The organism is Actinomadura sp. WMMA1423 (assembly GCF_006547145.1).
Taxonomy (GTDB): Bacteria; Actinomycetota; Actinomycetes; order Streptosporangiales; family Streptosporangiaceae; genus Spirillospora.
Window position 1 is genome coordinate 2,898,979 of record NZ_CP041244.1, and the last position, 12,146, is coordinate 2,911,124.

A 12,146-nucleotide genomic window follows, 5' to 3' on the forward strand; every position below is an offset into this window, starting at 1 on the left:
CGACGGAACGGGCACGGTGTGGGCACGGTCACGTGACGGTCACCACCACCCCGGCCGCCGGGCCGCCGCCGGCCCGTGTGGCACAATCAGACAACGGGTGACCCCCGTACGCCGCGAGATGACCGCCGGGTGACCGGCCACCAGACCACCAGCACCGTGGCGGCATCGCAAGAAAGCCAACTTTCACTGACAGGGGTCGCTGTGGCTGCTGAGCCCATTCCCACCGAACCACCCTCACTGGACGACGATCCGGCGTTCCCGCTGCACCGCGGCGGCAAGCTGGAGATGCGCTCGACCATCCCCGTCCGCAACAAGGACGACCTCTCGCTCGCCTACACGCCGGGCGTCGCCCGCGTGTGCACCGCGATCGCCGACAACCCCGAGCTTGCCTACGACTACACGTGGACCTCCAAGGTCGTCGCGGTCGTGACCGACGGCACCGCCGTGCTCGGCCTCGGCGACATCGGCCCGGCCGCCTCCATGCCCGTCATGGAGGGCAAGTCCCTGCTGTTCAAGGAGTTCGCCAACGTCGACTCCGTGCCGATCGCGCTGAACTGCACGGACGTGGACGAGATCGTCGACACCGTGGTCCGGATGGCGCCGAGCTTCGGCGGCATCAACCTGGAGGACATCAGCGCCCCCCGCTGCTTCGAGATCGAGGACCGACTGCGCGCCGCCCTCGACATCCCGGTCTTCCACGACGACCAGCACGGCACCGCGATCGTCGTCCTCGCCGCCCTGACCAACGCGGCGCGCTTCGTCGGCAAGCCGCTGTCGGAGCTGCGCGCGGTCGTGGCGGGCGCGGGCGCGTCCGGCATCGCGGTCTCGCAGATCCTGATCGAGGCGGGCATCGGCGACATCGCCCTGTCCGACAGCAAGGGCATCATCCACGAGGGGCGCGACGGCCTGAACCCCGTCAAGGAGCGCATCGCCGCGATCACCAACCGGTCGCACCTGAAGGGCTCCACGGAGGAGGCGCTGCGCGGCGCCGACGTGTTCATCGGCCTGTCCGGCAGCACCGTCCACGAGTCGTGCGTCGCCACGATGTCGGAGAACTCGATCGTCTTCGCGCTCTCCAACCCGACCCCCGAGGTCCACCCCGACGTCGCCCGGCGGCACGCCAAGGTCGTCGCGACCGGCCGCAGCGACTTCCCGAACCAGATCAACAACGTCCTGGCGTTCCCCGGCATCTTCCGCGGCGCGCTGGACGTCCGGGCCCACACGATCACCGAGGGGATGAAGCTGGCCGCGGCGAACGCCCTGGCCGGAATCGTCGGCGACGACCTGACCGCCGACTACGTCGTCCCCGGCCCCTTCGACGACCGAGTGGCCCCCGCCGTCACCGCCGCGGTCGCCGCGAAGGCCCGCGAGGAGGGCGTCGCCCGCATCTGACCACCCGGCCCGTGCTCCACCCGGAGCACGGGCCGCGGCCCGTCAGACGCGGCCGCTACTCGGCGCCGAGGACGCGGAGGCCGTGGTGGAGGCGGAAGTCCTCGTAATCCTTGAAGTTGAGGGTGGCCAGCGGCAGGTCGTACGTGAGAGCGCAGGCGGCGATCCACATGTCGTTGGTCGGACGAGGACGGCCGCGCTGTATCCCGGCGGCCGAGAGCATCCCCCAGGTCGCGGCGACCGACTCGTCACCGGGCAGAACCGGGATGTCGGCGAGCCAGTCAGCGAGCTCTTGGCGCCGGCGGGCGCCCCAGTGGCGGATCTCCATCCACTTCGCGAGTTCGCCGTAGGTCACGAAAGTGATCAGCGGCTTGCGGCCGATGAGCCGGGTGGCGAGCGGTCCGTCGAGCTTGCGCTTGTGGGCCAGCGAGGCGACGTCGGTGTCGAGGACGGCGGGCTGCATGGTCTCAGGCGATGTCTCGGTGGCGCTCGGCGTACGTGAAGGCGAGGAACTCCTCCAGTTCCTCTTCCGACTCGAATGTTTCAGCGGCGAGATCGTCCAAGGAACGGATCGGTTGGGTGTTCTTCGCCGCCAGCAGATCCTCGACCGACAGGCGTGGCCGCGCCGTAGGTTGCCTGAAGTCGTCAGGTGCGGGGGTACTCATCAGGACCTCCACCAGGGACGGGAGCCGGCCATTAGTCCCAGCATACGGGTGCCTCCCCCTGCTCACACCGAGGTTTCGTCCCACGAGGCTGGTCCCGAAAACGCATTTCGCGGTCTATCCGGCGGGTCTGCGCGGTGAGCCGCCGCTCGACCCCGCCCGCTCAACGGCACGGCGGCGCAGCCGTCCGCGGCGCGGCGCCGAGGCAGGGGGGCGAGTCAGGGGGGTTTGACGTGGTGGTTCTCCCAGGCCCAGGTGACGATTCCGACCCGGTTGCGCACCCCCAGTTTGCCCTGGATGCCCGACAGGTGGCTCTTGACGGTGCTGAGCGAGATGAACAGTTCGGCGGCGATCTCCTGGTTGGTACGGCCATGCGCCAGGGCCCGGACGACTTCGAGTTCGCGGTCCGACAGGGGCGGGGGCGGCGCGGCGCGGGGCGGGGCCGAAGCGGCCGCCAGGTGCCGCAGCAGCCGGACGGTGACGGCGGGCGAGACCAGCGCCTCGCCGTTGTGGGCGGCACGGACCGCCTCCACGAGCAGCGCGGGCCCGGCGTCCTTGAGGACGAATCCGACCGCACCGCCGCGCAGCGCCCCGTACACGTACTCGTCCAGGTCGAAGGTGGTGACCACGACGACCCGCAACGGGTCGGGCACCCGCGGGCCGGCCAGGGCGCGGGTCACCGCGATGCCGTCCAGCCGGGGCATCCTGATGTCCACCAGGCACACGTCGGGGCGCAGCCGCCGCGCCAGGCCGACCGCCTCGGCCCCGTCGGCCGCCTCCCCGACGACGCCGATGTCGGGCTGGTCCTCGAGGATCAGCCGCAGCCCCCGGCGGACCATCGCCTGGTCGTCGGCGATCAGGACCGAGATCGTCACTTCGGCTCCCCCGCCGGGACGGGCAGGTCCGCCTGCACGGACCAGCCGCCGCCGGGCCGCGGTCCGGCGCGCAGCGAACCGCCGAGCGACTCGACGCGTTCGCGCATGCCGACCAGTCCGTAACCGCCGCGATGGGGGTGCCGGGACGAGCCCGCCGGGGCGTCGTCGGCGACCTCGACGGTGACGCCTCCCGGGGCATGTTCGACGGTGACCGTGACGGACCGGGCCCCGGGCGCGTGCCGCAGCACGTTCGTCAGCGCCTCCCTGGCGACGCGGTAGACGGTGGTGGTCACCTCCGGCGGCCACTGCGCGGACGCCGCCCCGTCCGGCATGTTCAGCCGCACATCGGGGCCCTGCCGGCGGAAGCGCTCCACCAGCGCGCCGAGGTGCTCCGGCCCCGGCGACGCCGGGGCCGCGTCGTCGGCGTCGCGCAGCAGGCCGACGACCCGCCGCATCGCCGCCAGGGCGTCGGTGCCCGCCGCCTCCATCTCGCCTAGGTACTCGCTCACCTGCTCGGGGTTCCGGCGCGCGACCACCTGGGCGCCCTGCGCCTGGAGCACCATGCCCGTGATGTGGTGCGCCACGACGTCGTGCAGCTCCCGGGCCAGCTCCAGCCGCTCGTCCCGGCGGACCCGCTCGGCCGCCCCTCGCGCCCGCGCGTCCAGGAGCCGCAGCGAGAGCCCCACGGCGACGGCGGCCAGCCAGACCAGGCCGTCCAGCGCCGTCAGCGCCGCGAGGCCGCCGGACGGCGGTCCGGCGGCGACCTGGCCGGCGATGATCACCACCGGTCCGGCGGCCGTGACGGCGGCGGCCGGCACCGGCGCGAGGACCCGGAGCGCGGACCCGGTCAGCACGCCCAGCCCCAGGGTCATCGCCGGGCTGGGCTCGGCGGGAAGGTCGGGCCCCGCGACGCGGGCGCCGGCGATCGCCGCCGCCGCGAGGCCGAACCCGGCGACCGCCGGCCAGAGCGGCCGGCGCAGCCCCAGCAGCGCCGGGACGCACACCACCGCCGCGGTGGCGCTGCCCGGCACCCAGTACCAGGAGCCCCAGCTCTGCGCGATGGCGGCGGCCTGCACGATGATCGCCGCGAGGAACACGAGGGCCGACCCGGCCACGGCGGCGCCCCGGCCCCGGCTGCGCGGATCGGTCACGCCGACGAGGCTATCCGTGCCCCGGGCGCGCCGCTCCGTTACCACCGGGGCCGCCGGACGAGGTCGGCCGCGCGGAGCAGCACCCCCGCGACGAGCCCCCCGGCCACCAGCAGTGCGGCCAAGGTGATCGGGGCGGTGGGCCCGGCGGACCAGCCGAGGGCGGTCACCGCGGCGCCGCCCGCGGCGACGGCGACCGCCGAAGGCACCGGCAGCGACCTGACCGAGGAGCCGACGAGCACGGCGAGGGCCAGGGCCGTCACGGGCGAGGGCTCCCGCGGCAGGTCCGCCGCCAGGGACGTCCCCACCGCACCGGCCGCCACGGCCAGGCCCGCGACCGGGGGCCACGCCCTTCGCCGTCCGCGCACCAGCGCCAGACCGCACATCACCACCGCGACGGCGGTGCTGTAGAGCCAGTAGGCGCCGCCCCAGCTGCGGATGAGCATGTACGCCGTGAAGGCGATGCCCAGGGCGGACACCACGGCCAGCCCCGCGTTGGCCAGCACGTCCGGTTTCTCCGGTCGTCCGCCGGCACCCTCTTGATGATCGTTCGCAAGCGACATGGGACACCTGGTTTCGCTGTCGGGACCGGTGGCTTCACGCGCGGCGGACGCGCCGCAGAGCGACCGCCGTGAGGAGCGCGCCGGCCAGCAGGTACAACCCGGTCTCGGCCAACTGGAAGGCCCAGTAGCGGGCGCTGGGCTGGTACTCGACGTCGACGTGCAGGTCGAGCGCAGCCAGGCACACGGCCGCGTCGCCGAACGTGCCGCCGGCGCCGGTCTTCGGCGGGGAGTCGAGACACCCGTTGAACCTGCTCCCGCTGAGCGTCCGCCCGTCACGGGTGCGCAGCGGGCTGGTCTCGCTGATCCACGCGTCCGGGGCCCCGGGCACCCGCAGGCCGCCGACGACGGGCGCGCCGGTGATGCTGCCCAGGCTCCTGGCCTCGTTGATGGCCTGCGCGGTCATCGGCAGGGCCGTCCTCTCGGACGGCATGAGGTGCGGACGCACCAGGTTCGGCACCGCGAACTGGACGGCCAGGAAGACGGCGCCCGTGACGGCCATCGCCGGGAGCGTCCGGCGGACGAACAGGCCGACGGTGGTGCCGAGGGCGAAGGAGAGGAGCGCGTAGCCGACCGGGGCGATGTTGCGGGCGCCGAACTCGATCGTCCCGAACCGGTCGCCGGCGACCTCGTCGTAGGGTGCGGCGGCCCAGGTGAGCAGCAGGGCGGCCGCCCCCGTCACGATCACCGCGGCCAGGCCGACGAACGCCATCCTGCCGATCAGCCAGCGGCGCCGCGTCACGCTCTGGTTCCAGACCAGCCGGTGGGTGCCGAGTTCCAGCTCCCTGGCGATCAGCGGTGCCCCCCAGAACGCGCCGATGACGACGGCGACCAGCTGGAGCCCGGCGGCAAGGAACAGCAGCGTGTTCCGGTAGGCGCCCTGGAACTGGGCGGCGGCCTGTGCGCAGCCGGCGGCGTCGGCGCACCGCGACCGGTAGGCGTCGTGCGCGTCCCGGATGTCCATGCCCAGGTGCAGCAGGTAGGCGGCGACCAGGGCGAGCACGGCCGCACCGGCGATCGCCTGGACGCGGAACTGCCGCCAGTTCAACCAGATCATCGCGCCCCCTCCCGTTCCCGGGCGGCGGGGGCGCCCGCCCGCGACATGTACGCGAGCACCAGCTCTTCGAGCCCGACGGGCTCGGTCCGATGCGCGAGCTCCGACGGCGGGAGGCCGGTGCGCACCACCGCGCCGCCGGGCTCCACCCGGACGACCTCGACACCCGCGGGCAGCGGGCCGACGCCGCCGGGCGCGATCAGCCTGCGATGGCCGGCCAGCAGTTCCCGGACGTCGCCGGCCACCTGGACCCGCGAGTCGCACAGCACGATGAGGAAGTCGCAGACCTGCTCGATGTCGCCGAGCAGGTGCGACGACAGCACGGCACCGGCGCCGAGCTCCGCGACGAACTCCATCAGGTTCGCCAGGAACCCCTGGCGCGCCAGGGGGTCCAGCGCGGCGGCGGGCTCGTCGAAGATCAGCAGTTCGGGCCGCTTGGCGGCGGCGACGGTCAGCGCCAGCTGCGCGCGCTGACCGCCCGACAGCCGCCCCGCCTTCTGCCGCGGGTTCAGCCCGACCTGCCCGATGCGCCGTTCGGCCAGCCCCTGGTCCCAGGACGGGTTCAGGCGCGCCCCCATGCGCAGGTGGTCGGCCACGCTGAACGACGGGTACACCGGAGTGTTCTGCGCCACGAACCCGACCCTGGCCAGGTGCGCGGCGCTCGCCGCGGGCCGGGACCCGAGGACGCGCAGCGAGCCCGACGTCGGCTCCAACAGCCCGCAGGCCAGATTCAGCAGCGTCGACTTGCCGGCCCCGTTCGGACCCACCAGGCCGACGACGCGACCGGCCGGAACCCGCAGATCGACGTCGCTCAGCGCCTCTTTGCGCCCGTACCTCTTCGTCAGTCCCTCGGCGTGCAGCATCGGGACCGGATCTTCAAGTGGCATGACGGCATCGTCGGCGGCGCCGCCGCCTCGGATCACCGGCCCAAAGGACGGTTCACGCCCTCGGCGGTCGTACTTTCGGCCGGTTCGACCGCGGGGGACGGGGTCGCCGCGCCAGGAGCAGGCGGGGGCGGGGCCAGTAGCGGGCCATGACGCGGCCCTTCAGGAGGGGGTCCGGGACGGCGCCGAAGTCCCAGCTGTCGCGGCGGCCTCGGGCGCGCTGGTTGTCGCTCTCCAGCCACCACCCGTCCCCGGAGCGGTGCGAGACGCGTTTGACGATGAGCAGCCCGGGCCGCTCGGGGTGCTCGGCCACGACCACGTCGCCGGGGGCGGGGCGCGCCCCGGTGCGGACGACGAGCCAGTCCCCCGGGCGCAGGCCCGGGAGCATCGAGTCGCCGGTGACCTCCACGGTGGCCAGCCTGCGCGCCGCGGCCAGCGCCAGCGCCGCCGCGCAGGCGAGGGCCCACGGCGTCCGGCGGCGGGGGGTCCGGATCCGCATGCTCCTCCTCGTCGGCCCGCATACTTCGGTGGGCGGCGGTCACAACACTGCTGGAGAGGTTCCGGGCCGCAGCGGCCCGGGTCTTAGGCCGAATTACCGAGCGCCCTGCCCGGACGGGGCCTGGGCCACAAGGGTAATGTCGGTGACCTGAGCATGATCCGCAACGAGGGAAGGGAATCGCAGGTGTTGCTCAAGCTTCTGCGCCCGAAGACCACGGTGTCTGCGCACTGCGACCTGCCGTGCGGCGTCTACGACCCGGCGCAGGCCCGGATCGAGGCCGAGTCCGTGAAGGCGATCATCGAGAAGTACGCCGCCAACGAGGACCCGGAGTTCCGCGCCCGGGCGATCCTGATCAAGGAGCAGCGCTCGCAGCTGGTCAAGGAGCACCTGTGGGTGCTGTGGACCGACTACTTCAAGCCGCCGCACTTCGAGAAGTACCCGCAGCTGCACCAGCTGTTCAACGAGGCCACCAAGCTCGCCGGTGCCGCAGGCACCAAGGGCGGCATGGACGCGAAGGCGGCCGACGACCTGCTCGCGAAGATCGCCGAGATCGACAAGATCTTCTGGGAGACCAAGCAGGCCTGACCGCCTCCAGGTCACCAGCGAGGGCCGTCCGCCTCCGGACGGCCCTCGCGGCATGTCAGGGGCCGATCAGCCGGGCGGCGCGGGCGGTCAGGGCGTCCAGCACCTCGGTGTGGCGGTCGTCGACGCTGATCTCCAGGGCCAGCGCGCCACCGCCGGCGGTCACGGTGAAGGTGAAGAACGAGCAGCACCCCGTCTCCCGCGCGGCGAGCCCCGCGGCACGCGCCGCCACCCGAGGCTCCGGCCGCAGCTCCATCCGCGCCCGCCCCGCCCCCGCGGACCGCACCGCGGTCACCGCCTCGGCGAAGAACGCGTCGAACTCGGCCACCCGCAGCGGCCGCTCGGCCGTCGGCAGCGTGCACGCCTGCGGCGCCCATCCCTGGTCGTCCGGTACCTGCTGAAGTTCCATGACCCGAAGGTAAGTCCGTACCCCGGTACCGGACGCAACCCCTCAGCCGCGCGCGGCCCGGGTGAGGGCGTCGCCGGTGAGGCGGTAGACCGCCCACTCGTCCTGGGGCCGCGCGCCGAGGGCCTCGTAGAACCCGATCGCCGGCTCGTTCCAGTTCAGGACGGCCCATTCGACGCGCCCGTACCCGCGCTCGTCGGCGATGCGGGCCAGCTCGGTGAGGAGCGTCTTCCCGTAGCCGTGCCCGCGGTACTCCGGCTCGACGAACAGGTCCTCCAGGTAGATCCCGTGCGTGCCGTTCCACGTGGAGAACGTCAGAAACCACACGGCGAACCCGACGACCCGGCCCTCGTGCTCGACGACATGGGCAAAGGCCTTGGGATCGTCGCCGAACAACCGCTCCCGCAGCTGCTCCTCGGTCGCCTTCACCTCATGCAGGGCCCGCTCGTACTCCGCCAACTCACGGACCAGCCGCAAGATGTCCGGAACGTCAGCGGATGTCGCGTAACGAATCACAAGAACAGGCTATTAGAGCCGCACCCCCACCAAGCGCGGCACGAGCGAAGCGAGGGCCACCCGCGAAGCGAGCCGCAAGGCGAGCCGAAGCGCCCCGCACCCCCACAAACCCGTACCACCTCCCCAAGCGCGGCACGAGCGAAGCGAGGGCCACCCCGCGAAGCGAGCCGCAAGGCGAGCCGAAGCGCCCCAGCACCCCCCACAAGCCGCTGTAGACCCCCGTAACACCCGCGCCGACCGCACCCCCCGCTCCGCACACATCGCCCGCCACCTCAGCAACCACGCGCCGGCCTCAAGCACCGCGATCGCGTCCGAAGGCAGATTCGAGCGAAGCAAGAATCTGATCGCGAAGCGAGCCGCCAAGGCGAGCCGGAGCGATGCCAGCGATCGCCCGCGTTGCGTTGGTCGGGGCGCCCCCAGGCGCCCCGACCAACGCAACGCAAATAAACACAGCGCGCCGAAGTCTCGCAGCACGGCTCACAGGCGGTAGTTTCGATGTCAGCGGGACCATCCTGCGAGGGAGTGACGTGACCGAGGAAACCGCTGCAATGCCGGCCAGTACGAAGTTGTCCGTCCGTGACGTGGTCACGGTGAAGCTGCCTGCCGCGAGTGCCTACCTGTCCGTGCTGCGGACCGCCACCGCGGGCCTGGCGGCCAGGTTGGACTTCACGCTGGACGAGATAGAAGACCTGCGCATCGCCGTAGACGAGGCGTGCGCGATGCTGCTCGCCCAGGCGGTGCCCGGCACCGACCTGACGTGCGAGTTCGAGCTGACGGGGGACGCCATGCGCATCTCCGTGTCGGTCCTCACGGTGGACGGCGAGGAGCCGAACCGCGACACGTTCGCCTGGACGGTGCTGTCGTCCCTGGCGGGCGAGGTCGACGCCAGGGTGGGCGCCGACGACCGTGTCATCGTGACGCTGCAGAAGCGGCGCGGTGCGGCGGGGGCCCCGTGACGGAGAAGACGACGACGGAGCAGACCGCGGTCGCCGGTGCGGCGACCGAGCGGTCGGAGAGCGCCGTGCCCGACCGCGCCAGGGCGCGGGCGCTGTTCGAGCGCCTCGCCCAGCTGCCGGAGGGCGACCCGGAGCGCCAGCGCATCCGCGACCAGCTCGTGGAGCTGCACCTGCCGCTGGTGGAGTATCTCGCCCGCCGCTTCCGCAACCGCGGCGAGTGGCTGGACGATCTGATCCAGGTCGCCACGATCGGGCTGATCAAGTCGATCGACCGGTTCGACCTGGAACGCGGGGTGGAGTTCTCCACCTACGCCACCCCGACGATCGTCGGTGAGATCAAGCGGCACTTCCGCGACAAGGGCTGGGCGGTCCGCGTGCCGCGGCGGCTCCAGGAGCTGAAGCTGTCGCTGACGAAGGCGATCAGCGATCTCGCCCAGCGGGAGGGCCGCGCCCCGACCGTCAGCGAGCTGGCCGCCCACCTGCAGATGAGCGAGGAGGAGGTGCTGGAGGGCCTGGAGTCGGCGAACGCCTACTCGACGGTCTCCCTGGACGCCCCCGACTCCGGCGACGAGGACGCCCCCGCGGTGGCCGACTCGCTCGGCATGGTGGACGAGTCGCTGGAGGGCGTGGAGTACCGCGAGTCCCTCAAGCCGCTGCTGGAGAAGCTCCCGGCCCGCGAGAAGAAGATCCTGCTGCTGCGCTTCTTCGGCAACATGACGCAGTCGCAGATCGCGGCGGAGCTCGGGATCTCCCAGATGCACGTGTCCCGGCTGCTGGCCCGGACCCTCGCGCAGCTCCGCGACGGTCTGACCGCGGACGAGTAGCGGGTGAACAGCCGAAAGGGCCCCGAGGACGGTTCCTCAGGGCCCTTTCGGCGTCGGCTCAGCTCGGGGTGTTCTTGGTGGGCTGCTCCTTGAGGCGGTCCTTGAGGCGCTGCCCGAGGGAGCGCGGCTCGCCCGCGTGCGGGGAGCCGGTCGTCTTCGCGGGTCCGGGGTCCTCGCGCGGTTCCCCGTCGTCCCCCGGCCGCTCCTCGTCCTCGTCGTGGTCCTCGATGAGCCAGGCGGTGCTCGGCGGGCTGAGGACGGCGATCAGCGCGAGGACCGCGACCACGCCCAGCGGGACGGCGATCTCGAGGCGGTCGCTCTGCCACAGCGACCAGGTGATCGGCAGGGCGAACAGCTGGGTCAGCACGGCGGGGGCGCGGCTCCACTGGGCGGCGAGCAGCAGCCCGCGGGCGCAGCCCAGCATGCCGAGGCCGCCGGCGAGGGCGAGGACGGTGACCCCGATCCCGCTGGCCGGGTCGACGGCGGCGCCCGCGGCGGTCTCGACTCCGGTGAAGACGCCGAACCCGACGGCGGCGGCGCCCTCCACGGCCTCGAGAGCGGCGGCGGCCTGCACGGTGAAGGGACGCTTGGTCACACCCCGAAACCCTACTCGCCCCGTGCCGCGGCTCGTCCCCGGGGGAAACCGCGGGTGAACGCATCCGTAAGCGATCGGTACCCTGACGCCGTGCGCGCCATGCTGATCGCCAACCCCAAGGCGACCTCCACCTCCCGGCGGGCCCGCGGCATCCTCGTGCGGGCCTTCTCCGGTGACCTCGACCTCGTCCTCGCCGAGACGGGCCACCGCGGCCACGCGACCGAGCTGGCCCGGCAGGCGGCCGTCGAGGGCTACGACGTCGTGATCGCCCTGGGCGGGGACGGCACGGTGAACGAGGCCGTGAACGGCGTGCTCGCGGACGGCCCGTCCCCCGACCTGCCCGCGCTCGCGGTGCTGCCGTGCGGGAGCGCGAACGTTTTCGCCCGCGCCCTCGGCCTGCCGAACGACCCGATCGGGGCCACGCGGTCGGTCCTGGAGGCGCTGCGTGCGGGCCGGCACCGCACGGTGGGCCTCGGCACGGCGAGCCATCCCGGCGCCCCCGAGCGCTACTTCACCTTCTGCGCGGGGGTCGGGCTGGACGCGGAGGTCGTCCGCGAGGTGGAGCGGCGGCGCGCGGCCGGCTTCCGGGCCGACCCGTCGCTGTACGCGCGGACCGCGATACGGCATTTCTTCGCCGGCACCGATCGGCGCCATCCGGCGCTCACTTTGGAGAGGCCCGGACGCCCGCCGAAATCGGGGCTGTTCCTGGCGTTCATCTCCAATACGTCCCCGTGGACTTTCATGGGCAGGCTGCCGATGAATCCGAGTCCGAAGGCGAACTTCGCGCGCGGTCTGGACGTGTTCGGGATGCGTTCCCTGGAACTGGCCCCGACGCTCGGGGCGCTGGCGCAGATGCTGAGCAAGCGCGCCCATCCCGTTCAGGGGCGCCACGTCCTCAACCTGCATGACGAGGGAGAGGTCACGGTGCGCGCCGACCGCCCCGTGGCGTTCCAGTTGGACGGCGACTACCTCGGGGAGCAGCGGGAGGTCACGTTCCGCTCCGTCCCGAAGGCGATACGCATCGTCATTTAAACCCCGCCGCCCACATGTGAGAGCCACGTAACACGCCCGACCGATGGGTGTGACACATGCGACACCCATACTTTGAGAATCCTTTCTCAAAGGTCTTGCGTCTGCCCGCACCCTCCTGAAACGCTCAAAGTGCGCCTGCTGACAGGGACCCCAACGCCGCCGGT

Annotated in this window: 16 protein-coding genes; 5 read left to right on the forward strand and 11 right to left on the reverse strand. The window is 72.6% G+C overall.

Annotated features, from left to right (window positions below):
- Positions 1 to 201: 201 nt before the first annotated feature.
- Positions 202 to 1,392 carry an NADP-dependent malic enzyme gene (locus tag FKD65_RS13435; RefSeq protein WP_141577823.1) on the forward strand — a complete coding sequence of 397 codons (1,191 nt, stop codon included), beginning with the start codon at positions 202 to 204 and terminating at the stop codon, positions 1,390 to 1,392.
- A gap of 55 nt (positions 1,393 to 1,447) precedes the next feature.
- Here the strand turns inward: FKD65_RS13435 and FKD65_RS13440 are convergent, their stop codons facing one another.
- The 8 genes from FKD65_RS13440 to sodX all read right to left on the reverse strand — a co-directional run bounded on the left by FKD65_RS13440 (position 1,448) and on the right by sodX (position 7,071).
- The gene (locus FKD65_RS13440) at positions 1,448 to 1,852 is read right to left on the reverse strand and encodes a type II toxin-antitoxin system VapC family toxin (protein ID WP_141577824.1); all 405 of its coding nucleotides are present in this window, start codon (positions 1,850 to 1,852) and stop codon (positions 1,448 to 1,450) included.
- 4 nt (positions 1,853 to 1,856) lie between these two features.
- Positions 1,857 to 2,054 carry a hypothetical protein gene (locus FKD65_RS13445; protein ID WP_141577825.1) on the reverse strand — a complete coding sequence of 66 codons (198 nt, stop codon included), beginning with the start codon at positions 2,052 to 2,054 and terminating at the stop codon, positions 1,857 to 1,859.
- 215 nt (positions 2,055 to 2,269) lie between these two features.
- Complete coding sequence (locus FKD65_RS13450; RefSeq protein WP_141577826.1) at positions 2,270 to 2,926, reverse strand: response regulator transcription factor; 657 nt, start codon at positions 2,924 to 2,926, stop codon at positions 2,270 to 2,272.
- Entirely contained in the window at positions 2,923 to 4,077 is a 1,155-nt protein-coding gene (locus FKD65_RS13455; protein ID WP_141577827.1) for a sensor histidine kinase, read from the reverse strand. The genes FKD65_RS13450 and FKD65_RS13455 overlap by 4 nt, the downstream gene beginning before the upstream one ends.
- 38 nt (positions 4,078 to 4,115) lie before the next feature.
- A complete protein-coding gene (locus FKD65_RS13460; protein WP_205718650.1) occupies positions 4,116 to 4,580 on the reverse strand; it encodes a hypothetical protein in 465 nt (154 codons plus the stop codon).
- A 91-nt stretch (positions 4,581 to 4,671) separates the two neighbouring features.
- Entirely contained in the window at positions 4,672 to 5,691 is a 1,020-nt protein-coding gene (locus tag FKD65_RS13465) for an ABC transporter permease subunit (protein WP_141577829.1), read from the reverse strand.
- Positions 5,688 to 6,575, reverse strand: a complete 888-nt coding sequence (locus tag FKD65_RS13470; protein ID WP_141577830.1) for an ABC transporter ATP-binding protein — start codon at positions 6,573 to 6,575, stop codon at positions 5,688 to 5,690. The genes FKD65_RS13465 and FKD65_RS13470 overlap by 4 nt, the downstream gene beginning before the upstream one ends.
- Before the next feature lie 52 nt (positions 6,576 to 6,627).
- Positions 6,628 to 7,071, reverse strand: a complete 444-nt coding sequence (gene sodX / locus FKD65_RS13475; RefSeq protein ID WP_141577831.1) for a nickel-type superoxide dismutase maturation protease — start codon at positions 7,069 to 7,071, stop codon at positions 6,628 to 6,630.
- A 183-nt stretch (positions 7,072 to 7,254) separates the two neighbouring features.
- On the opposite strand from sodX, the gene sodN reads away from it, so the two are divergent.
- A complete protein-coding gene (gene sodN, locus FKD65_RS13480) occupies positions 7,255 to 7,656 on the forward strand; it encodes a superoxide dismutase, Ni (protein WP_205718651.1) in 402 nt (133 codons plus the stop codon).
- A gap of 55 nt (positions 7,657 to 7,711) precedes the next feature.
- Here the strand turns inward: sodN and FKD65_RS13485 are convergent, their stop codons facing one another.
- Together FKD65_RS13485 and FKD65_RS13490 are read right to left on the reverse strand one after the other, a co-directional pair.
- Positions 7,712 to 8,062, reverse strand: a complete 351-nt coding sequence (locus FKD65_RS13485; RefSeq protein ID WP_141577833.1) for a hypothetical protein — start codon at positions 8,060 to 8,062, stop codon at positions 7,712 to 7,714.
- Positions 8,063 to 8,104: 42 nt separating this feature from the next.
- Entirely contained in the window at positions 8,105 to 8,575 is a 471-nt protein-coding gene (locus tag FKD65_RS13490; protein ID WP_141577834.1) for a GNAT family N-acetyltransferase, read from the reverse strand.
- Between the two features lie 527 nt (positions 8,576 to 9,102).
- Between FKD65_RS13490 and FKD65_RS13495 the strand changes: the two genes are divergently transcribed.
- Together FKD65_RS13495 and FKD65_RS13500 are read left to right on the forward strand one after the other, a co-directional pair.
- Positions 9,103 to 9,531 carry an anti-sigma factor gene (locus FKD65_RS13495; RefSeq protein ID WP_141577835.1) on the forward strand — a complete coding sequence of 143 codons (429 nt, stop codon included), beginning with the start codon at positions 9,103 to 9,105 and terminating at the stop codon, positions 9,529 to 9,531.
- 65 nt (positions 9,532 to 9,596) lie between these two features.
- A complete protein-coding gene (locus FKD65_RS13500; protein ID WP_141586803.1) occupies positions 9,597 to 10,355 on the forward strand; it encodes an RNA polymerase sigma factor SigF in 759 nt (252 codons plus the stop codon).
- Positions 10,356 to 10,413: 58 nt separating this feature from the next.
- Here FKD65_RS13500 and FKD65_RS13505 read toward each other — a convergent pair whose 3' ends face one another.
- On the reverse strand, positions 10,414 to 10,950 hold the full coding sequence (locus FKD65_RS13505) for a hypothetical protein (protein WP_205718652.1): 537 nt from the start codon (positions 10,948 to 10,950) through the stop codon (positions 10,414 to 10,416).
- Positions 10,951 to 11,040: 90 nt separating this feature from the next.
- Between FKD65_RS13505 and FKD65_RS13510 the strand changes: the two genes are divergently transcribed.
- Positions 11,041 to 11,982, forward strand: a complete 942-nt coding sequence (locus FKD65_RS13510) for a diacylglycerol kinase family protein (protein WP_205718653.1) — start codon at positions 11,041 to 11,043, stop codon at positions 11,980 to 11,982.
- Positions 11,983 to 12,146 lie beyond the last annotated feature (164 nt).

Excerpts from the sequence above, each read along its gene's own strand:
- FKD65_RS13465 (WP_141577829.1), bottom strand. The coding sequence starts at position 5,691 with ATGATCTGGTTGAACTGGCGGCAGTTCCGCGTCCAGGCGATCGCCGGT.
- FKD65_RS13485 (WP_141577833.1), bottom strand. The coding sequence starts at position 8,062 with ATGGAACTTCAGCAGGTACCGGACGACCAGGGATGGGCGCCGCAGGCG.
- FKD65_RS13440 (WP_141577824.1), bottom strand. The coding sequence starts at position 1,852 with ATGCAGCCCGCCGTCCTCGACACCGACGTCGCCTCGCTGGCCCACAAG.
- sodX (WP_141577831.1), bottom strand. The coding sequence starts at position 7,071 with ATGCGGATCCGGACCCCCCGCCGCCGGACGCCGTGGGCCCTCGCCTGC.
- FKD65_RS13470 (WP_141577830.1), bottom strand. The coding sequence starts at position 6,575 with ATGCCACTTGAAGATCCGGTCCCGATGCTGCACGCCGAGGGACTGACG.
- FKD65_RS13445 (WP_141577825.1), bottom strand. The coding sequence starts at position 2,054 with ATGAGTACCCCCGCACCTGACGACTTCAGGCAACCTACGGCGCGGCCA.